This is a genomic window from Acinetobacter sp. ANC_7513 (assembly GCF_056779915.1).
In genome coordinates, this window is sequence record NZ_JBWYIW010000004.1 from 37,721 (window position 1) to 58,700 (window position 20,980).

The following is a 20,980-nucleotide window of genomic DNA, read 5'->3' on the forward strand; positions in this document are numbered from 1 at the left end:
AAAAAAATATGTAATTCTGACGATTTAATCGGTATAAGCAGGCTTTTATTGGTTGCTGACAAGTGCTTTTAATTTAAACAATACAATGCAAACGTCGATCAGACGCTAAAATTTAACTCAATTTAAGATGTTAGGTTGTATATGAAAAAAAGGATTATCGGATCACTCATTGCAATCAGTTGGATGCTTACTGCTTGTCAGCCCCCAAATTCAGGCGCAACAGCAGGAATACAATATCCATATTTATACTGGAAACTTCAACAGCAAGCGTTGACAGAGCCGTTGGCGATACCCGTTGAAGGAGTCAAAGTAACTCAAATAGCAGATACTTGGGGGGCAGCACGTTCAAATGGTCGTACACATCAAGGAATTGATATTTTTGCCAAACGAGGTACGCCTGTATTGAGTACAACACAAGGAATTGTAAGTCGTATCGGCACAAATAGTTTGGGAGGTAAAGTCATCTGGGTGGTAGGACCTCAGTTAAGTCGCCATTACTATGCACATTTAGATGAATATGCAGCACACATCCAAGAAGGTGACTGGGTTGAAGTCGGTGAAGTATTAGGATATGTGGGAAATACTGGCAATGCGATCAATACACCTCCACATTTACATTATGGGATTTATTTAACGAGTGGTGCTACAAATCCATATCCATATTTAAAACCAGATTTAAAACCAGAGGAATAAGTCTCGTTAATACAAGTAAACAAATGAGAGAGCCTTGTAAGCCTCGTAACATATATCAATTTTAATCCTCTGAAATTTAAATAGCTTACACAATGGAAGTTACGATGCAGTATTTTGATACAGCTCTATGCTCGCAGTTTCGTGCAAAAGGGTTATGGTTATTTGTATTGGTCTAATTCAAGTGAAAAAGAATTCAAGATCAGTATCAAAATCTGATAATCATGGAGATATGAAATGAGTAATCAATACAATCAAGATCAAAATGAGCAACAGCAACAAAATCACCAGCAACGTCAACAAGGTCAACAGCCACATCAACAGCAACCCAATCAGCAGCAACAGCAACAAGATCAACAGCAGCAGAATCAGCAACAGTCCCGTCAACAATCACAACAGCAATCTGATTTAGATCAACAAAATCGTTAATCCATTAATCATGAATTGAATGGGAATTTAGGGATGAATGCCCATTCTTGTCAGTAAATTCAAGCATTAACAATTTAAAGTGAATGACACGAGGAAGATAAGATATGGCGAATAAGTCCAAGTTAAAAATTAAAGATTTAAAAGATCAAATTAAATCGAGACTTAAGAAAATTTCTAAGCATGAATCTAAGTTAAAAGATTTAAAGAAAGCGCTCAAAAAGCGTAAATAGCAAAAGACCCTCATGTGAGGGTTTTTTTATGGAAGATCATTAGAAATATACAGTTTATGAACGAATCTTTGTGAAGCAATAATTTATAGTCAAGATTGAAATTAATCTATGATTTGAAATGATAAAAGATTATTATTCTCAATTAGAAGTTTGGAAATATTAGGGTGTATTTATGAAAATGTATCAAGTTGATGCCTTTACTACAGCGTTGTTTAAGGGGAATCCTGCAGCTGTAGTGGTCAGTGAAGAATGGCTTGATACATCACTCATGCAAAATATTGCATTTGAAAATAATTTGGCTGAAACGGCTTTTGTTAAAATTATTGATGATGAAAATTATGAAATCCGTTGGTTTACACCTAAAGTTGAAGTCGATTTTTGTGGTCATGCCACTTTAGCGAGCAGTTATGTACTTTTTAATGAGTATACTCAAGCGAAAAAAATTAAATTTCATGTCAAAGATTTAGGAATTTTTACCATCACTCGACAAGATGATGGAAAAATTACAATGAATTTCCCTGTTCGAATCCCTCATTTAACTGAAGAGTTTCCTGAGTTATTAAAAGAAGTGGTTGATCGTCCAATCAAGGAAATTTATCTAAATCAACAAGCTTATATTTTAGTCTTGGAAAGTGAACAAGATGTGCTTGATGCCAAACCTAATTTTGCCAATATTAATGCAATTGCTGAAGCATATGAGGTTAGTACTTGTATTACAGCATCCGATCATCCCGATATTGCTATAACTGCAGCATCAGAACAATATGATTATGTGGCACGTTATTTTGCACCACATAAAGGCATCAATGAAGATCCTGTAACAGGTTCTATGCATACAGGATTAGCACCCTTGTGGGCTGAGAAATTGAATAAAACAGAACTTATTGCTTTTCAAAGCTCAGAACGAGGTGGCGTGTTGTATTGCCAACTTAAAGAGAATCAAAGAATTGAAATTTCTGGCTATGCCAAACTTTATATGAAAGCTGAAATTTACCTTTAAAGCATAAACCCTATTGATCATACCCTTGTCAGGCGTGTGATCAATTTTTTTATATCAATAATTGGAAGAACAATGCTAACTCGTTTTAAAAAACTTTCACTTACTTTAATGATCGTTGCGGTCAGTTCTAGCGGTTTAGCACAACCTGTTTTGGTCAAGACTGAACAAAATATTGAAGAATACAAACTAGAAAATGGTTTACGGGTAATTTTGGCACCAATACCTAAAGAAAATAAAATTTTTATGAATATGGTGTATTTAACGGGAGCTTTGAATGACCCACAAGGTAAAGGTGGTTTAGCACATTTACTTGAGCATCTCGCGTTTAAAGGCACAGAAAATGTAAAAGGAGATGAGTTTCAACGTCGTCTAGATCAGCATACGCTTATGAGTAATGCGATGACTGACTACTATTCTACCCAGTATATGAGTGTCATCCGTCCAGAAAAAAAAGCCATTGATGAAATGTTGTATCTGGAGGCAGAGCGAATGGATAAGCTCGTACTTCAGGAAAAATTTGTTCCGTCAGAAATCGCAATCGTAAAACGAGAGCGTGAGGTTCGAATGGATCAACCTTTTTCAGTATTGATGGATCAAATTTGGAAATCTGCTTACGGAAATCAGTATCTAGGTCGTCTACCGATTGGTGATTTAACTGAGCTTCAGTCAATCAACATGAAGGAACTGAATCAATTTTACCGACAATGGTATGCACCGAATAATGCAGTTCTAGTGATTGCAGGTAAATTTGATAGAGCGGATATTCTGAGAGCAGTGGATAAAAATTTTAATCAAATTCCTGCGCGTCAAATTCCTGAGTCAACCAAAGTTCCAATGCTTGATTCGACCAAGATCAAAGATCGTCAATTTATCGTGCAAAAGGGAAGTGATTTAGGCAAATACAATATTTATCTCAATGGCACCCAGCAAAAAACACAGACTGCACTCGCTTTAGCACCTTATTTATTTACAATACAACCTAGTGGTCATTTGTACAAAGATATTGTAGAAACAGGTACGGCTACACAGGTTCAATCGACGACATGGTTAACACCGGATTTTAATCTTGTTTTTATGGGGGCAGTGTATGCTCCTAATCACGACGAGAAAAAAGTTGCCCTTTCTCTAGAGAAAGGAATTGAGAAAAAGCATCAATTTAATGAAACAGAATTAAATCGTGTCAAAAACATGATTAAAAATGGTCAAGAGAGCATGATGACCAATGCTTCTTCTGTGGGCGGTTTCATTAGTGATTATGTGGTTTCATCCAATGGGGATTGGGCAAAATATTTTAAAGATCAAGCAGAGATACAAAGTTTAAATGTCGATCAAGTTAATCAAGCAATAAATCAATTCTTGGTTGCTGAGCATCGCATTTCGGGAGACATACAACCTACGCCTGAGGATCAAAAAAAGGCACTCGAGCTAGACGCTAATGAACAAGATTCAAAAACTTTAGATCAAGTAACAACTCAAGAAGAGCCTTTAAAAGACCCAGCTGTGTATAAGGCTGAAGTGGCTGAGCACTTAAAAAATTCCAAACAGTATGTTGAAAAGTTAGAGAAAAAAATCAAGCGTGGTATTTTGAAAAATGGGATGCATTATGCACTATTCCCAACGTCAACACGCGATGACAAAACTTACGCATCGATATCTTTAAATTTCGGGACAGCACAATCACTCAAGCATCAAGGTGAAGCACTAGGCTTTATGTCTTATTTGCTATTGAGAGCATCTGAGCAATATAGCCTGCAAGATATTGCAGACAAATCAATCGAGGCGGGTGGTCGAGCATCTGCTTCAGCTGTTGATAATGGTATTGTGATTAACGTATCTGCGAAGAAAGAAAAATTTCCAGAATTCTTCAAGTTTATTGTCGACGTTATGAATAATCCGAAATTTGAGCAAAGTCAGTTTGACCTCATCAAATCGCAAACATTATCGTCATTAAATCGACCATATACAGAGCCTGAAACTGTTGCAGGACTGACTATTGCTAGAATCGTAGAGCGATATGAACCAGGTGATTTGCGATATCATTTTGAACCTGAGTTAGCAAAACAGCAAATTCAAACCATCACCAATGATCAAATTAAAGCTTTGTACCAAAAGTATTTTACAACTCAAAATGGTCAAATATCGGTGACAGGAGATTTTGATGACAAAGCCATTCTGAAATACTTGAATTCATCTTTAGGTCAGTCTAAGACAAAAGAACCATACCAACGTTTGCAGGGCAGTCATATAGATTATCCTGCTCAAAAAGTTCATGCGCTGGCTGAACAGCGTCAATTTGGTAATTATCAAGCGGTTATTGCCATTCCCGTGGGTAATAATCATCCTGATGCAGAAGCATTATATGTGTTGAGCCATATTCTAGGCGAGTCACAATTATCATCACGTCTTGCCATGGAGTTACGTGAAAAAAATGCGTTGGTTTACAGCTTTGGTAGTAGTCTGAGTTTGGATAATTTTATCAATGCTGGTGCTCTAGGTGTAAGTGCTAATTATGCAGCAGGAAAATCAGCCCAAGTTTCTCAAGGTGTGCATAAAGTATTTACTGACTTATTAAAGAATGGTGTGACGGAGCAAGAGCTTGAAGCGGCTAAAGCCAATATTATGAAACAGCGTGTCACGAATTTAGAGGATGAGCGCCGTATTCATCGTGGATTGAACAGCCAGCTTGAACAAAATAAAACACAGCTTTCAAGACTAGAGCGAGATCAGGCATTTGCAAAACTGACGAAGAAAGATATAGATGCAGTGATCAAAAAATATATTAAGCCTGAGTTTTTGGTTGAAGTTATGGCAGATCAGTATGGTAAACCACAACCTGAAATGATTTCAAAGCCTAAAACTTAGAACCACAATGTACGATTCAAAAAGGCTCATTCGATTGTGAATGAGCCTTTTTTTTAAAGCTTATAAAATTGCTGCGCATTTTTACAAAATATCTGTTCAACAACATCTGAATTATAGGTAGCGACAATGTCGCTAAAGGCATCAATGATATTTGTGAGTGATGTGCTCACTTTATCCATCGGGAAGTTGGATGCAAACATGACACGATAAGGCCCAAAACATTGTAAAGCATGAATAATCATAGGAGAGACCAATTCAATGATTTGTTGTTTAGATGCTAGTGTTCGTCGTGTATGAAATTGATGACCTAAAACAGGCATGAAGAGTCCAGACATTTTTGTATATACATTCGGACATTGAGCTAATTCTGCAAGATCTTCTTTCCAGTGGAAATAGATATTGTCTCGCGCAGTTTGGGTGATTCCTGTGTGTTTACCTACTGGGCCAAATAAACCTGCTGGTGTGCCCAAATGGTCTAAGACAATCGAAGTCTCAGGAAAACGTTTTGCCAAAGCAATAACATCTTTAAGCTGGCTAGAATAAACCCAAGCATCAAAGCTTAAATTGTACTGGGCTAAGGCTTCAAAACCTTTTAAAAATTTTCGATCAGTGTAGAGGTGGGGATCATCGTTCCATGCATGAATTCCAGGATCTTCATGATGTGCAGCCATTTTTTGAATACCACGAAAATGCCGAGATGCCTTTTTATGCATTTTAAGAATTTTTTTGAAATTACTTTCACGAGGATCAGCTGTTGCAACGATTCCAGCCAATTTGATGTTTTCTTGAGAAAAAGGAAGCTGCTGAATAAATTGCGTTTCTTCTACAACGCCAGTCCCTTTTTGATGATGCCAGCTGGCTTCGACATGTACAACACGGCTCACAGTATAGTGTCCAATGTCTTTGTGGTAATCCGCTGGTAAATAGGGTGCTGTGATGTAATCTGTAAGTCCTACTGTCTCTATTAAATCTTTAGGTTTTACGAGACGAACGACTTTATCCAAGATTTTTGGATGTTTTCCAAAAAGTTTAACAGCTAAAGCGGCAGCGTGCGGCGTGTGATAAGGATCCCATTGATGGATATGTGCATCGACAATGGGAAAGTTGAGTTGATTCATCGCTATCCTTAGTTGAGTCATCAATAAGAATAACATACGAGAAATTGATCAATTTTTGAATTGCATTTTCGTTTGAATATTAGATTTTAAGCATTAAAAAAGCCCCCTAAAGGAGGCTCAATGCACACAATGCAAATCTATTTAATGTTCGTGGTCATGTTTATTTGCATGAAACTCTTCATTACGACGGAAGCGAAGATAGTTTTCAAACTGCTCGCAGTATTCGTCATAATTATCTTCAAGCATCATATGAAACTGTTGCATGATATAAGACATCACTTGTTCTTTAGCATCACGCATTTCATTGCCATCTTTAAAGTTATTGGCAGCAACCCATGTGTTAAAACGAGCAGTACCAAATAGCATCGCAGCACTGACTTGACCACGAGCATCAGCTGGTTTAACAGTAGAACCTTTTTCAACACGGCAAAATTCATTGGCTTGCTTAATAAATTCATCAGCACGTTCGAAGAAAATCGCATTCAATGCTTCTTCTTCAGTGACATCAGTCGCTTGAATCTTTTGAACCATGAATTGTTCCTAATAAATAACTTAATTCAAGCACTATTATAGGCAAAGGCTTGCATAAACTAAACCTTTCACTTAATCTAAAAATAGCCTAAGTAATTTTTTTATGAGCTTTTCTATGCAAGATGCTATCGCAGTTCAAAGTTTAAAAAGTGATATTGCGTTACTGAGACAGAATATTTGGCCACCTGTTGATCTTGCGAATGTCGAAGGTCTTCCCATTTATTATGGAAGCAAAGAGCAAGTAGCTGCTTATTACCAGCAGTGGACAGGTCTAATCGAAAGGGCACAAGATTTATTTCAACCTTTTATGGAAGATGAGGTTTTAGATGCCATTCATTTACCGAGTCATCTAAATTTACCGCTGTTTTATTTTCATGTAGACCGAATTCGCATTAACAAAACACGTGCAAAGGAATCAAAGACTTTTCGTGGTATTGCTAGTGTATTAGAGAAGTGTGGACAATTTGAACCTGAACAAGTTTTGGCAATGAGTCGTTGGTTGGATCATGATGACACTGCTGCATTAGTTGCGCATCGCGAATTTATAGATTTAAGAACTTATGTATTTCAGCATGGGCAAAGTGAATATACGAGAACACGTTTTTATGTAAATGGTATTGTCTTAAGTGTTGAGCCTCATTTCGAGTTGGTTGATGCTCGCGATAAACCACGTAAGCAACGAAATGACTCATATAGCGATCCATTGGCTGATAACAACACGTGGCGTATTTATGGTAAATATCGTTAGTTGGACTGATTGAACTTAGTTTAGACATTAGAATCAACGATTAGCTACCATATAAGAACAAAGCTTCTACGATCCATATCCAAACTTATTGATTAGTATTGTTTAAAATAGTCATCACAAAAAATAACTAATTTCAAGAATGATGACTGAAAAGATTAAACAATTTAAAAAGGCGTGGATGTTATTTCGTCAACATGATGAAAATGGATTAAGTGTGTTCTTCGTTTTAGCCATACTTCAAATTTTAATTATTGGTACAAGTGTTGGTTTACCGTATTTGTTTAAGCTGCTGATTGACCAGACCAGTGAGCCTGATCATTACTATTCGATTCAAGACTTTTTTCAAATTCATCTGCTCTATTTATTCGCCGTGGCTTATGCACTTGCTTGGTTTATCAATGAAGGGATGAAGAATGTAAATAATTTTGCCATGTCTATGATGATCAGAAATGTTGATGCATCCATGCTTAAAGCTGGTGTATTTAATTTTCTAGATTTGAAATTAAAAGATCAACGTCAACAAGATATCGGTGTATTTAATGCCAATTTAATTCGTGGCAGCGAAGCACTTGGTACAATTATTTTTACTATATTTTTTGTCATTGTACCTACGGTATTTAAAATCTTAGGTATGGTGTATGTGCTCGGAAATACGATCAATCTTGAATTTGGTGTGTATTTTTTCGTATTCTCAGCTTGTACAGTTGCTTTATCGCTCATCATTACCTTTAAGACACAAGATATCTTTACGATTATGTATGGTGCTCGAAATCAACTGAATCAATTTGTGATTGAAAAACTCCAACAAAGTTATGATATCAAACTCAGTCATTCGAAATATTACGAATTTGAAGAGTTTAGCCGCAGAATCGATGACTATAAAATAAAGACTCAGGATACCTATAAAAAACTTCAGTATCTCATGATATATCAACTGTTATTTGTGTCATTTTTTCTTTTGGTATTCATGGTTTTATCAGTCTATATGTTTGAATATCAAAGTTTTAGTTCAGGTGATTTTGTTTTAGTCAGTACCTATATTATAGGTTTAACCATTCCTTTAATGATGATGTCTCAAAATATCATTCATTTGAAAGGTCATATTGTGGCTATTGATCAGTACCTAGAATATTTTGAATTGGAACATGAGTCATTCAGTACGAATGATCTAACAGCTGAGGAACAGAAAGAAAGTGAGGTGGCGTATTCATTTCAAAATGTGTCATTTGATCTAGGTCAGCAGACGATTGAAAATTTTAATTTAGACATCGTGTGTGGAAAAATATATTTAATTCAGGGGCGAACAGGTATTGGAAAATCAAGTTTCCTCAATTATTTGGTGGGAATAGAAAAGATCAAATCTGGACGGCTATTCTTTAGAAATTTAGAGATCACTTCAGTATTTTCAGAAAAGATATTTGATCAGATTGCTGTGGTCAGCCAAACTCCGATCGTATATTCAACCTCATTAAGACAAAATTTGATTCAAAATACTGAGATCAAATATTCTGATGAGGAGCTTAAACATTGGCTAAAAGAGTTTGATTTACTCCATTTGCTGGAAAAAAATCAAATTGAGTTAGACGATGATATACAAGAAATTTATAAAAACTTCTCTGGTGGTGAAAAACAACGATTAAACATCATTCGTGCATTATTAAAAAAACCAGAGCTTCTGATCTTAGATGAACCTACAGCAGCCTTAGATGAGAAAACAAGTTCGAAAATTTTAAAAATTATTCAAGAGCGAGTTGAAACGGTCATTATGATTTCTCATGAACGTATGGCGACAGAAATCGCAGATGAAATTATTGATTTCAACATCATTCTAAATTCTATCGATGAGGATTAAATGATGATTGTTGTGGCATGAATATCAATCAAAAAAAGCGTTTTTTAAAATATGTATTTATTTGATTAAATTTAGTCTTGAGCAACGATTCATGTACTTGATGATAGATTTTGATGTCAGTTAAATATTTTTTTGCATGATCTGAATGATTTTTATGCTATGAAATATTTATGATAATACAAAATCTACAGCTGCTTGCGCATGAATAGAAGTTGTATCAAATAGAGGGACTGAGAATTTTAGATCTCCTATAAGCATACAAATCTCAGTGCATCCTAAAATGATTCCTTCAGCGCCAGAAGATATTAATTCTTCGACAATATGAATATATTTCTTTTGCGAAGCTTCGCTAATTATGCCTAAACATAATTCGTTGTAAATAATATCATGAACAATTTTTCTACTCGCTTTATTAGGTGTTATTACTTTAAGTCCTTTTTCCTCCAATCTGCTTTTATAAAAATCTTGTTCCATCGTAAATGCAGTACCAAGCAGCCCAATTTTTGTAATTTTCTGGCTCATGATTTCCATGGCTGTCGCATCTGCTATATGAATAAATGGTATGTTGGTTGATTCCTCAATATAAGTTGCTACTTTGTGCATTGTATTTGTACAAAGTACTATGCCATCTGCACCTGCTTTTTCTAATCGTATGGCTTGATCTCTTAAATAGATTCCTGCATCTTCCCATAATCCTTTGCGTTGTAACTCCTCAATTTCAGCGAAATCAACGCTAATAAGAATAACCTTAGCAGAGTGTAACTTGCCAAGTTTCGTTTGAACCATCTTATTGATTTGTTGATAGTACAAATCAGTCGACTCCCAACTCATTCCACCTAATAAACCAATTGTCTTCAAGTTCGCACCTTTAAAAATTAAATATTTAATTTATCAATATAATGAAAATTATCGAGTATGAAATTGCTACTTTTTAAAATAATGACTTAATCAAAGTGAGAAAAGTTCAGCTTTTGATGTGTATTTTTAGGGGATGAATGTATATAAGTTTAGCAGCAGAATTTACCAATCTTATGGTTGAGTAAGCTTCTCATCGGAAGAATTCACATTAACCCCGAACTTAGATGCCATAAATAGAGGAAAATTATTGTATTGCTGAACAATCCATGTATAGAGCATTCTAGTTCAAAATCTTGTAGGATATCAATCAAAAGGCTCATTCATGAGCCTTTTGATGAGTGATTTGAAAGATTAAAAAGTCTATTGTTCATAAGATTTTTAAAATTAAATCAAGGTGTCTACAACACCTTTTAATACACCTAATCCTAGTGAATCAATTGTTCCATTAAGTGTTTCATTTACGCCAGTGCCAATTTTCACTAAAGGATCTTTTAATCCTACAAGAGAGCCGACAGTACCAAGCAAATTAGTCACTAAACCTGCACCAGATACTGCTTCAATTTCATCTAATGTAAGTTCTTTTAAAGTTGTTGGATTTGAATTATTCATTGTATTCACCATTCATGTTTGATTTTATTTTCAAGTAAATCGAATAACTAGCGTTAAACGATAGACTCATCATAATGAATGCATTTTGTATGCCAACTAATAAATAATGATAAATATATAATTTAGGTATAATTAATAATATGGAGGAGTGATTAACGGATTTTTCATGAAAAAATTCATCATTTTTGTGCAAATGTCACCGAATTGGTGCATTGATCGATTTGAATGATGGTTGAGAATTTAGCGCGTTAATTTCTTAAATTGATTTCACTCAACGAAATGAGTTTATATTTCATAGAATTATTTAAGAATTGAGCGTAAAAAATTACACTCAACTCAACTCAACTCAACTCAACTCAACTCAACTCAACTCAACTCAACTCAACTCAATTAATTGATGTACATTGCTGAGCTTTAGGATTATTCAATCCTCGACTATGAGTGAATACAGCAATTACAGCTAATGAAATAAAAATCAATACACTGTAAATTAAGGTACTGGTATTGAAGTGATCTACCATAAAACCACCAAATAAAGCGCCTGCTGCAATCATGATTTGGAACATACTGACAAAAAGAGGCATCCCTTTTTCAACCGCATGTGGCGCATGTAAAAACATCCAGATATTGGCTGTCGTAGGAAAGGCACCAAAAGCAAAACCCCATAATGCTGTAAGAATATATGCACCAGTTAAGAATTTGGCATAAACAGGGAATGTAAGGAATACGATTGCTAAACACAATGCAACAGCAAAAAGCGTATAGCGGACATTGATATTGCTGCTATAACCGGAGAATGCATTGCCTACGAAGCCTGCTGCTCCATAAATAAGAAGTAAAGAACTGATGGTTGAACCATCAAATCCTGCTTCATTTTTATAGAAAGGCGCCAAGTAACTGTATGTTGAAAAATGCGCTAATCCGATAAATAAAACAATGATTAACCCTTTACGAGCTTTTGGATCTCGAAACAATGCGGGTAGATCGCTATATTGAATAGCTGAAGTCGGCGGTAATTTCGGTAGGAATTTAATTTCAAAAAACAGAATAATGGCACCAATCACCGAGGTGATCATAAAGGCATTACGCCAACCGTAAATTTCACTTAGCCATGTTCCAACCGGAACACCCAGCACAGTTGCCAGAGTCACGCCAGCCATGACGATAGCTGTTGCTTTGGCGATGGGTAGGTGAGGAGGTGCAACACGACCACTTAAGGCGATTGCAGTTGCCCAGAATCCGCCTATCGCGATACCCAAGAAAAAGCGACTCAATAGAATCCAAGTGAAACTTTCTGAATAGCTCGTAATGAAATTTGCAATGACCATGACCGCTGTGAGTGCGATTAATAAATAGCGTCGATCAAGTTGCTTCACCCAGACCGAGATAAGCGGTGCTGCGAAAGCACCCATCACGCCTGGAAGGGTAATGAACAGGCCAGCAGTACCGACTGAAATGTTGAGATCTAGTGCGATTGCATTGAGCACACCAATAGGGAGAAACTCACTGGTCACTAATATAAAAGCGGTGATAGAAAGTGTTATAACAGCAAACCAATTTCCTTGATTTTTTGTAGGAGATGGAGAATTAACAGCGGTTTCAGTCAGATGAGATTCGGATTTCATTGACCAACGCTCCTTGAAAATAATTTCATAATGATTGTTATAGAAATAAAATATTTGAATTTAAGATCTGGGTCAATTAATTTATTAATGATCATTATAAAATTAATTGGGTTGAATATGCAGGAAAGTTCAAAGCCAATAAATCAAATGGATAGTGCCAAATCAATATCAAAGGGGCGTGGACGTCCTAAGTGTTTTAATGAAGAACAAGCACTTGAAAAAGCCATGACACTATTTTGGAAATACGGTTATGAAGCCACTTCAATGAGTGATTTAACATTCGCCATGGGAATCACTGCACCTAGTCTTTATAGTACGTATGGTGATAAATCTGAGCTCTTTAATCGTTGCATTGACTATTATCTCAGGCACGAATCATGCTCGATGGAAATGATTTTTAAACAGGCACATTCCATAAAATTAGCAATGGAACTCTATTTGATTGAAAATCTAAAACGACTGGTGCAAGAAGACAAACCTAAAGGATGTATGTTGGTCGTGTCGACAATGAACTGTTCGATTCAAAATCAACAAATACAACAATCAATTTCGCAAAAAAGACAGCTATCTAAATCGAATTTACTAGAAAAATTATTAGCTGCCCAAGCTTCAGGTGAAATTAGTGTACAAACTAATATTCAGGCAATGACAGATTATTATATGACGATTTTGCAAGGACTAAGCTTACAAGCACGTGATGGCGCAACTTTTGAACAATTGGAAAGCGTTGTACACATGGCGATGCAAACTTGGGATCATTTTTAAGTCAGAACTTCTCACTGACGAAAAGTTCTGACTTGAATTTTATGACTTGATAAATTTTCTGCTTACTAAGAATTGTTCAGTCGCTTCCAAAAGTTTTTCAGCGTAAATTTCTTGCTTTGCCGTCAACCAACCTAAGGCGAACCAGTCACTGGCTTCTAATTCTGTTTGCTGTAAGTAGGATGATGAGGAAGACAATACTTGATATTGTTCAGCTGCATAATGTGCATCATTAAGCGCCTTGCCGTATTTTTGTAAATTCTTCACATCAAAAATTTGTGTTAAGACTGGGAAACTGAATTTTAATTCACTTAAATGTATTGCCAATTGGTCAAGACTTTCAAAGTTAGAAGGATCAGCTTCATTCAGACATTCCTGTAAAACTTTATACTGCTGTTGAAGCGTATTTTGAGCATAGGTTTTGAGGTCTTGGGTTTGCACCTTCTTGGAATTGCCTAAACTAAAACTCAAAAGTTCAAGATAGTGTTGAACGTTTTGGGTAGATTTGACTAAGTTATTTAATTTTTCTCGGGCGTAGAGCACATCTTTGCTGAGCATTTCAGCAGTTTTAGGGTTTTGCAGAATAGCACCTAAGGTGTGTTGCATATGCTCATAATGTTTTAGGTTTTCAAAATGACTTTTAAATGCAGATAACTGATGTGCCCATTTATCTGTGCTCTTTGATGTCCAGTCTTTAAAAATAGATAGACTTAAAAACAAATAGTTCAAAGCAATATGTGCTTGTTCGATGTGTTCCTGTTCAGCCACTTCCGCAGAAATCGCAGCAATATTCGGCAGCAAATGTTGCATATGGTGACCGATCATCATTCGAATCGTTTTTTCTGCGCTTTCTTTTTTTGCAACGATCCATTCTTTTTCAGTTCGCGCTGGGCTTACAACTAAATTTGAAACCAATAAATTACCAAACTCAGCCTTACTTCGAACGTCTAGCCAAAGTTGATATTTTTTGACCCACTCAAAACTAAACGCTAGTAATGTTTCAACTTTTCCTTGTTTGAGTTCAAACTCTACTTCATGAATCTCATGTTCTCGATCATCTGATCGTACAACGCCAATATCTAGACTCACTTCAATCTCGGCATCTTCAAAGCTAATCACTCGAACTGTACGTTGAATGTCTGTTTCAAACTGCAAGACTAATTGGTCAAAATCACCTTTCAATGCGTCATTTAAGACCTCATAAGCTTCGGAATCATCTGAATAAATAGATAGATCTAAATTCGGTGCAGCCTCAAGATTACCTAAATCATGATTATGTTCGAAACGGTGTAAATGGCTTTTACTTTTCGTCGCTTTTAGGGTTTGAACCCAATTGGTATTTTCAAGACGTTGTCGAATGGCTATCCCATGCTGAGAGAGTAGGCGATCTGGAGTGTCATAGTACTTTGCTTGCATTTGAATGAGTTCAGACTTTTTTGGATCGATTGCTTTTAAAATCGCATTCCGTCGAGCTTCTGGGATCTGAAACTTTAATTCAATTTCAAGCATGTGATTTTCCTAATCGATCAATCATTTTCGTAGAAGTAAGACATTTGATTGCCTTTTAATTTAAAGGGGATTGTAACTGATTCAGTTAGAACCACAATCTTGACAATTCACTTACATTTACTTGAATGAATGATTAATCACAATATTTGTAAGATAAGCTTTTCAAGTGCGATTTTTTGAATTATGGTGGTCAAAAAAAGGACAGGAATACAACAATGAATGCTTATGTAGAGCCATCTTCATCGCAAGAAGAAGCTAAATTTCAATTACCCATCAAGAATTACTCAGAATTTTATCGTTTTTATTTGACTGAACACCGCAGCATTATGAGTCGTCGTTTACATGCAGCAGGTAGCTCAATCGGTATTTATTTTTTTACTCAAGCGATTCGTCAGCGTAAAGCTAAATATCTGGTCTACGGATTAGTTTCAGGCTACGCATGCGCGTGGGTGGGGCATTTTGTTTTTGAAAAAAATAAGCCAGCAAGCTTTAAACAACCGTTGTATAGCTTTATTTCAGACTGGAGAATGTTATCGGATATTTTGCGCGGAAACTTGAGTTTGAAAGATCGTAAATTTGATAAAATTGATAGCTAAATTTATATATTGTTAAAAAAGCTCAGCAGATTCTGGGCTTTTTTTGTCATGAAATGTTTTAAGAAAGCTACACAAAAATATGATTATATGATAGCTGGAGAGGCTTAACATCCAATGAATAAATCCAAATTATAAATATTGGGATTAAATAAAAAATTAACGTATTCAGTTAGATGAGTTAACGGTATTATTCTGATAAACCGCATATAATACATATTATGTTAATTTAAATAATACTGAAAAAAAAGAAGATGAACTATATATAGAACTTTTATTATGAGAGTGAGTATTTTTAATGCGAAACATACTTCTGTTTGATTTGGATCAAACTATTTTGAATAGGAATGAGTCACTTATTCGTTTTATAAGTTGGCAAGTAAATTTTTTCCAATTAGTACCACAAGAACTAAAAGATGCATTTATAAAAAAATTTATTGAATTGGATGATAATGGAAATGTTTGGAAAGATATCGTTTACAGTCAATTAATCAAAGATTTTAATATAAAAAAATTTACTGTTGATGAATTACTTAATTCTTACATTACTGATTTCAATAAATTTTCAATTGGTTTTGATGACGTCCAAAAAGTCATTTCAGATCTTTATCAAAAGGGATATAAGATTGGGTTAGTCTCCAATGGAAAAAGCCCATTTCAGGAACATAATTTTTATGCTTTAGGTCTTACCGAATATTTCTCGACTATCATAGTTTCAGAAGCGATTGGCTTAAGAAAGCCCGATAAAAAAATATTTGCTTACGCTTGTAACCAGTTAAATTGTACACCTTCTGATTGTATTTTTATTGGTGACAATCCTAAAGCTGATATAGAAGGTGCAAAAAATGTTGGTATGAAAACTATTTTTTTTCACCCAAATACAATACTAAAAAAAGCAATTACAGATGAGAGTATTCATCATTATGATGAATTAGAGCGAGCCATCAATAGAATAAATAATGGGGGCTTATGATGAATGATAAAATTAATTTATATGAAAACGTTTTATAAAATTGAATGAATTAAGAAAATGTATTGATAATATTGGTGCTTCACTCATTTTGATACTATCCGAGCGCTTTAACTAAACTAATAAAACTAGTAAAATTAAAGACTTAATCTGAGTTACACTCAGTAGATCTCTGAAAGAGAAAACAATCAAATTGTTAATTTTAAAAAACTTTCTGATGAAGCTATTTAAGTCCATTAGTTGCCGGCAAGTTTTACGATTGATTATTGATGAAGTTATCAAACATCATGAATTAAGTACTGAATCAAATAATTAAACGCATCTATTTAATATAATTGAGATTATACAAAATTATTGACTGTACTTTAATGGAAGAGGGAATCCTTTATGCATTTACTGTACATAACATGCCAAAAGGTGTTTTCATACTAATTATGAATGTGTTCTTCCAAGGCTTTGTCCTATAATGTTTTAAATTTTTAGTATTTGCCTAGAGTTATTCTTTATGCGCGGTTTGTATTTAATCACCAACGATGATCCTATTGAACTTCTATTAGCAAAGCTTGAAGGAGCGATGGCAACTTATGAAGTTGCAGTACTTCAGTATCGTCGTAAAAACGTTGCGAAAGAAGATCAAGCTTATGAAATTGAATACATGAAGAATATGTGTAATCAATATAAGGTTCCTTTTGTCATCAATGATGATTTAGAGGCCGCAGTCAAATATGGCGTGGGTGTGCATCTTGGTCAAGATGATGGTTCAATCCAAGAGGCTGTGGAAAGATTGCCAAAAAACGTCTTAATTGGACGTAGTTGTAATAATTCTATTGAACTAGCTGAGCAAGCGATCGCAGACGGCGCAAATTATGTAGCATTCGGCGCAATTTATGCGACACAAAGCAAACCTGAAGCAGGTAATATTGGTTTAGAAACATTAAAAGCTGCAAAAGCAAAATTAAATGTACCTATTTGCGCGATTGGAGGTTTGACGGTTGAAAATGGCGCTGAAGTGATTGCTGCTGGAGCAGATCTTTGTGCTGTCATTAGCGATGTATTGGGTCGGTCTATGTCAACTGTTGGTCAACGTGTTTACGACTGGTCAGAGCTATTTGCTAAACAAGCTTAAATTTTTTACTTTTTCGAGTTGAGTGATTTTCATGAGTTTATCTCCTAAGCAAGAACAACTATTTAAACAAGCCAGCAAACATATTCCTGGTGGTGTGAATTCTCCAGTACGTGCTTTTAATGGTGTAGGCGGTACGCCGGTATTTATTGAAAAAGCTCAAGGTGCCTACCTGTATGATGTAGATGGCAAACGCTATGTAGATTATGTGGGTTCATGGGGACCAATGATTTTAGGACATGCACACCCTGCGATTATTAAAGCTGTTCAAGACGCCGCTGTTGATGGTCTAAGTTTTGGTGCACCTACAGTGCATGAAACGACATTGGCAGATATTATCTGTGAAATTATGCCGTCGATTGAATTGGTACGTATGACCAACTCAGGGACAGAAGCAACAATGACTGCGATTCGTCTTGCACGTGGGTATACAGGTCGTGACAAGATTGTTAAGTTTGAGGGCTGTTACCATGGTCACTCAGATTCACTTTTAGTGAAAGCAGGTTCTGGTCTACTCACAAGTGGTGAAGGCGAGGCGACATCTGCGGGTGTTCCTGCTGATTTTGCAAAACATACATTAACGCTTCCATACAATGATATTGCGACTTTAAAAGAATGTTTTGCTAAGTTTGGTTCCGAAATTGCGGGTGTTATTGTTGAACCTGTTGCAGGTAACATGAACTTGGTCAAACCAATTGATGGATTCTTGCAAGCCATTCGAGATGTGTGTGATGAGCATGGTTCAGTATTCATTATTGATGAAGTGATGACTGGATTCCGTGTGGGATTAGGTGGAGCTCAAGCACACTACGGCGTTACACCTGATTTAACTACGCTAGGTAAAATTATTGGTGCAGGTCTTCCTGTAGGCGCATTTGGTGGTAAGCGCGAAGTGATGGAATGTATTGCACCTCTAGGTAAAGTTTATCAAGCGGGAACTTTGTCAGGTAATCCGCTGGCAATGAGAGCTGGGATTGAGATGTTTAAACATCTTCGTCAACCAGGTTTCTATGAAAATCTAACCGCACAGCTCGAAAAGTTATTGACTGGTTTACAGACTGCCGCTGATGAAGCAGGTATACCATTTAAGACTCAACAGGTTGGAGGTATGTTTGGATTGTATTTCACTGATCAAGAAGACATCACAAGCTTTGATTCAATGTTGAAATGCGATGTTGAAATGTTCCGTAAATTCTTCCATGGCATGTTGGATGAAGGTGTAAATTTAGCGCCTTCTGCTTTTGAAGCCGGCTTTATCTCAAGTGCGCATTCCGATGAAGATATTGCGTTCACTATTCAAGCAGCTAAGAATGTATTTGCGCGTTTAAAATAGAATTTTTTTGAAAATCTATTAACATAAGCCTACAGTGTAAATACTGTAGGCTTTTTTGCACGTATAAAATTCACGGACTTAAAATAGAAATGAAATTAAAACATTATTTAACTTTAGAAGACGCGGAGTTCTTACTGACGCGTGCGCAACAATATGCGATTGATAAAAAGTTGAATGTCAGTATTTCTGTTGTAGATGAAACTGGAAGTTTACTTGCAATGAAACGCATGGATGGTGCATCTCCGATGACTGCGAATTTGTCAGCTGAAAAAGCAAAATGTTCAGCTTTGAGCCGCCACCCATCTCAAATTTTTGAAGAGCTGATCAAAGATGGGCAATTGGGTTTTCTGACTGTTCACTCATTGTCGGGAATGTTAGAAGGTGCGGAACCCATTATTTATCAAGGGCAATTAGTGGGAGCCGTGGGAGTTTCAGGTGCTAAATCTTTTGAAGATGCTGAAATTGCGCTGCATGCCATAGAAGTTTTCTTGGCTTTAGCTGATTAAAGTGGCAATGTCATATTTTTATACACCACCCAAAAAAATTGAACTCAGCGCGAGTTTGGCAAAGTGGTCCATTCAAGCTGAACAATGCGTCTTGGTGGTTTTTGGATTTCAACGTTTAGCTGAATATAGCAATGACCAACATCAAGAATTATTAATTCATTTAAATCGCTTAATTAAAAAAGCTCAGGCTTTAGATATTGAAGTGATTGAAATTGAAGAGCAGCAATCATTTTCTAAAGTAGCGCAGTTGGGTGAATTGCTCGCAGAAAAGAAACAACTCATTGTATCTGGCATGATCAATTCACCTATAAAGCAACTTTTACAGCATATCATTTCGATTACTCCTCAAATTTGTGTGGTGAACGATGCTGTTCATGTAGAAACGAAGAGCCAACATTTACAGTGGATAGAGAACTGTGTAGAACAAGGTATTCATCATATGAATACCTCTGCCATGATTCGAATGTTGGAATTAAGTGCGCCGACTTCATTTATTCTTTCTGAAAAGGGCATATTACTGTCTATTGCTGAATACCTCGAATTCGATATTTTAGAAATTGATCCATTTCAAGATTTACGGAACTATGGCTTAGATTCAGTCGCAATGGTGAGTTTGATTGGCTTGTGGAGAGCCAATGGCGCACATATAGATTTTGAATCATTTGTGCAAAATTGTACACTTTCTCAATTGCTTCCTATCCTGAGAAAAGACTGCTAGATGTCACAAACAAAACTTAATTCATTTGAATCGTTAGATTGATTTAATTTCTATCAGATATCGGAAAAATCATCACTGTTTGTCCATTTCAAGATTGTAATTTATCGCTAAGCTTTCTATTATTGCCGCCTTGTTTTCACGATCTGCTAGGAATAGAAATTTGAGTCATTTTCTTCAGGAACATCTCATTCATCGTGATCAAGATTTTATGGTGATTCACAAACCAGCTGGATTACTTTCTGTTCCGGGCAAAACGCCTGATCTTCAAGATTGCGTTATCAATCGTCTTCTTCAAGAAGAACCACGTACGCTTCTGATTCATCGTTTAGATCGTGATACATCAGGCTTATTGGTGTTTGGACTCAGTAAAACAGGTCAAAAATCGATCTCTCGCCAATTTCAAGAACGTGAAACGGATAAAACTTATCAAGCACTAGTCGTGGGATGTGTAAAAGGTCAAGGAACTGTAGATATTCCCGTGATTTACGACCCATCGCGTCCGCCATTGCATATCGTAGATGCGCATCACAATAAAGCAGCGTTAACGCATTGGGAAGCAGTTGAACAATTTCAAATTCAAGATCAGTGGGTGACACGCGTAAAATTAACGCCAATCACAGGTCGAGCACATCAACTTCGCGTTCACATGCAGCATTTAGGGCATCCCATCGTAGGGGATACTTTGTATGCAACACCAGCGCAACAAGCTTTGAAAGATCGACTCTGTTTGCATGCAGAGCAGTTAAGTTTCAATCATCCTGTTACCGGTGAACGACTGAACTTTCATTGTCCAGTGCCGTTCTAAATACACATTTTAAAATCAGCATACGAATATTTTTATGATCTGATCATGATGAAATTATGGTTATGATCAATTAAATAGATCGGTGCTAAATATTGCTCACTTTTTGGTG

The 20,980-nt window shown here is 36.0% G+C and carries 21 protein-coding genes; 15 read left to right on the top strand and 6 right to left on the bottom strand.

The window, feature by feature from the left end; all coding sequences use genetic code 11:
* Positions 1 to 141 precede the first annotated feature (141 nt).
* From AC1M9B_RS06465 to AC1M9B_RS06485, 5 genes are all read left to right on the top strand, one after another.
* Positions 142 to 693: a M23 family metallopeptidase gene (locus tag AC1M9B_RS06465; protein ID WP_035268718.1), complete on the top strand. Its 552-nt coding sequence runs from the start codon at positions 142 to 144 to the stop codon at positions 691 to 693.
* 234 nt (positions 694 to 927) lie between these two features.
* Positions 928 to 1,119, top strand: a complete 192-nt coding sequence (locus AC1M9B_RS06470; protein WP_035268717.1) for a hypothetical protein — start codon at positions 928 to 930, stop codon at positions 1,117 to 1,119.
* 104 nt (positions 1,120 to 1,223) lie between these two features.
* Entirely contained in the window at positions 1,224 to 1,349 is a 126-nt protein-coding gene (locus tag AC1M9B_RS06475) for a hypothetical protein (protein ID WP_257219857.1), read from the top strand.
* Between the two features lie 172 nt (positions 1,350 to 1,521).
* Positions 1,522 to 2,349 (top strand): PhzF family phenazine biosynthesis protein, encoded by an 828-nt coding sequence (locus AC1M9B_RS06480; protein ID WP_092767133.1) that lies wholly within the window; start codon positions 1,522 to 1,524, stop codon positions 2,347 to 2,349.
* Positions 2,350 to 2,421: 72 nt separating this feature from the next.
* Entirely contained in the window at positions 2,422 to 5,211 is a 2,790-nt protein-coding gene (locus AC1M9B_RS06485; protein WP_481608810.1) for a M16 family metallopeptidase, read from the top strand.
* A 53-nt stretch (positions 5,212 to 5,264) separates the two neighbouring features.
* Here AC1M9B_RS06485 and AC1M9B_RS06490 read toward each other — a convergent pair whose 3' ends face one another.
* Both AC1M9B_RS06490 and AC1M9B_RS06495 read right to left on the bottom strand, forming a co-directional pair.
* Complete coding sequence (locus AC1M9B_RS06490; RefSeq protein WP_481608811.1) at positions 5,265 to 6,329, bottom strand: amidohydrolase family protein; 1,065 nt, start codon at positions 6,327 to 6,329, stop codon at positions 5,265 to 5,267.
* Between the two features lie 141 nt (positions 6,330 to 6,470).
* Positions 6,471 to 6,860 carry a DUF3144 domain-containing protein gene (locus tag AC1M9B_RS06495; protein ID WP_092767127.1) on the bottom strand — a complete coding sequence of 130 codons (390 nt, stop codon included), beginning with the start codon at positions 6,858 to 6,860 and terminating at the stop codon, positions 6,471 to 6,473.
* Positions 6,861 to 6,975: 115 nt separating this feature from the next.
* On the opposite strand from AC1M9B_RS06495, the gene AC1M9B_RS06500 reads away from it, so the two are divergent.
* Together AC1M9B_RS06500 and AC1M9B_RS06505 are read left to right on the top strand one after the other, a co-directional pair.
* Positions 6,976 to 7,608, top strand: a complete 633-nt coding sequence (locus AC1M9B_RS06500; RefSeq protein ID WP_035268706.1) for a hypothetical protein — start codon at positions 6,976 to 6,978, stop codon at positions 7,606 to 7,608.
* Positions 7,609 to 7,786: 178 nt separating this feature from the next.
* Positions 7,787 to 9,460 carry an ATP-binding cassette domain-containing protein gene (locus tag AC1M9B_RS06505; RefSeq protein ID WP_481608812.1) on the top strand — a complete coding sequence of 558 codons (1,674 nt, stop codon included), beginning with the start codon at positions 7,787 to 7,789 and terminating at the stop codon, positions 9,458 to 9,460.
* 168 nt (positions 9,461 to 9,628) lie between these two features.
* Here AC1M9B_RS06505 and AC1M9B_RS06510 read toward each other — a convergent pair whose 3' ends face one another.
* From AC1M9B_RS06510 to AC1M9B_RS06520, 3 genes are all read right to left on the bottom strand, one after another.
* Entirely contained in the window at positions 9,629 to 10,318 is a 690-nt protein-coding gene (locus AC1M9B_RS06510; protein WP_481608813.1) for an aspartate/glutamate racemase family protein, read from the bottom strand.
* A gap of 384 nt (positions 10,319 to 10,702) precedes the next feature.
* The gene (locus AC1M9B_RS06515) at positions 10,703 to 10,927 is read right to left on the bottom strand and encodes a hypothetical protein (RefSeq protein ID WP_180028591.1); all 225 of its coding nucleotides are present in this window, start codon (positions 10,925 to 10,927) and stop codon (positions 10,703 to 10,705) included.
* A 386-nt stretch (positions 10,928 to 11,313) separates the two neighbouring features.
* Positions 11,314 to 12,552 carry an MFS transporter gene (locus AC1M9B_RS06520; protein WP_481597396.1) on the bottom strand — a complete coding sequence of 413 codons (1,239 nt, stop codon included), beginning with the start codon at positions 12,550 to 12,552 and terminating at the stop codon, positions 11,314 to 11,316.
* A gap of 117 nt (positions 12,553 to 12,669) precedes the next feature.
* Between AC1M9B_RS06520 and AC1M9B_RS06525 the strand changes: the two genes are divergently transcribed.
* Positions 12,670 to 13,317, top strand: a complete 648-nt coding sequence (locus tag AC1M9B_RS06525; RefSeq protein WP_481608814.1) for a TetR/AcrR family transcriptional regulator — start codon at positions 12,670 to 12,672, stop codon at positions 13,315 to 13,317.
* 39 nt (positions 13,318 to 13,356) lie between these two features.
* Here AC1M9B_RS06525 and AC1M9B_RS06530 read toward each other — a convergent pair whose 3' ends face one another.
* A complete protein-coding gene (locus tag AC1M9B_RS06530) occupies positions 13,357 to 14,823 on the bottom strand; it encodes a CYTH domain-containing protein (protein ID WP_481608815.1) in 1,467 nt (488 codons plus the stop codon).
* Positions 14,824 to 15,038: 215 nt separating this feature from the next.
* Here AC1M9B_RS06530 and AC1M9B_RS06535 point away from each other — a divergent pair, with 215 nt between their 5' ends.
* From AC1M9B_RS06535 to AC1M9B_RS06565, 7 genes are all read left to right on the top strand, one after another.
* Positions 15,039 to 15,419 (top strand): Mpo1-like protein, encoded by a 381-nt coding sequence (locus AC1M9B_RS06535; RefSeq protein ID WP_180028595.1) that lies wholly within the window; start codon positions 15,039 to 15,041, stop codon positions 15,417 to 15,419.
* Positions 15,420 to 15,714: 295 nt separating this feature from the next.
* Positions 15,715 to 16,389, top strand: a complete 675-nt coding sequence (locus AC1M9B_RS06540; RefSeq protein WP_481608816.1) for an HAD family hydrolase — start codon at positions 15,715 to 15,717, stop codon at positions 16,387 to 16,389.
* A gap of 502 nt (positions 16,390 to 16,891) precedes the next feature.
* Positions 16,892 to 17,512 (top strand): thiamine phosphate synthase, encoded by a 621-nt coding sequence (gene thiE / locus AC1M9B_RS06545; protein ID WP_481586403.1) that lies wholly within the window; start codon positions 16,892 to 16,894, stop codon positions 17,510 to 17,512.
* Positions 17,513 to 17,543: 31 nt separating this feature from the next.
* On the top strand, positions 17,544 to 18,842 hold the full coding sequence (gene hemL, locus AC1M9B_RS06550) for a glutamate-1-semialdehyde 2,1-aminomutase (protein WP_481586402.1): 1,299 nt from the start codon (positions 17,544 to 17,546) through the stop codon (positions 18,840 to 18,842).
* An 89-nt stretch (positions 18,843 to 18,931) separates the two neighbouring features.
* The gene (locus tag AC1M9B_RS06555) at positions 18,932 to 19,348 is read left to right on the top strand and encodes a GlcG/HbpS family heme-binding protein (RefSeq protein WP_035267160.1); all 417 of its coding nucleotides are present in this window, start codon (positions 18,932 to 18,934) and stop codon (positions 19,346 to 19,348) included.
* A 7-nt stretch (positions 19,349 to 19,355) separates the two neighbouring features.
* Entirely contained in the window at positions 19,356 to 20,066 is a 711-nt protein-coding gene (locus AC1M9B_RS06560) for a phosphopantetheine-binding protein (protein ID WP_481595992.1), read from the top strand.
* A gap of 160 nt (positions 20,067 to 20,226) precedes the next feature.
* Positions 20,227 to 20,871, top strand: coding sequence for an RluA family pseudouridine synthase (locus AC1M9B_RS06565; protein ID WP_180028829.1), 645 nt, complete (start codon positions 20,227 to 20,229; stop codon positions 20,869 to 20,871).
* Positions 20,872 to 20,980: the final 109 nt, after the last annotated feature.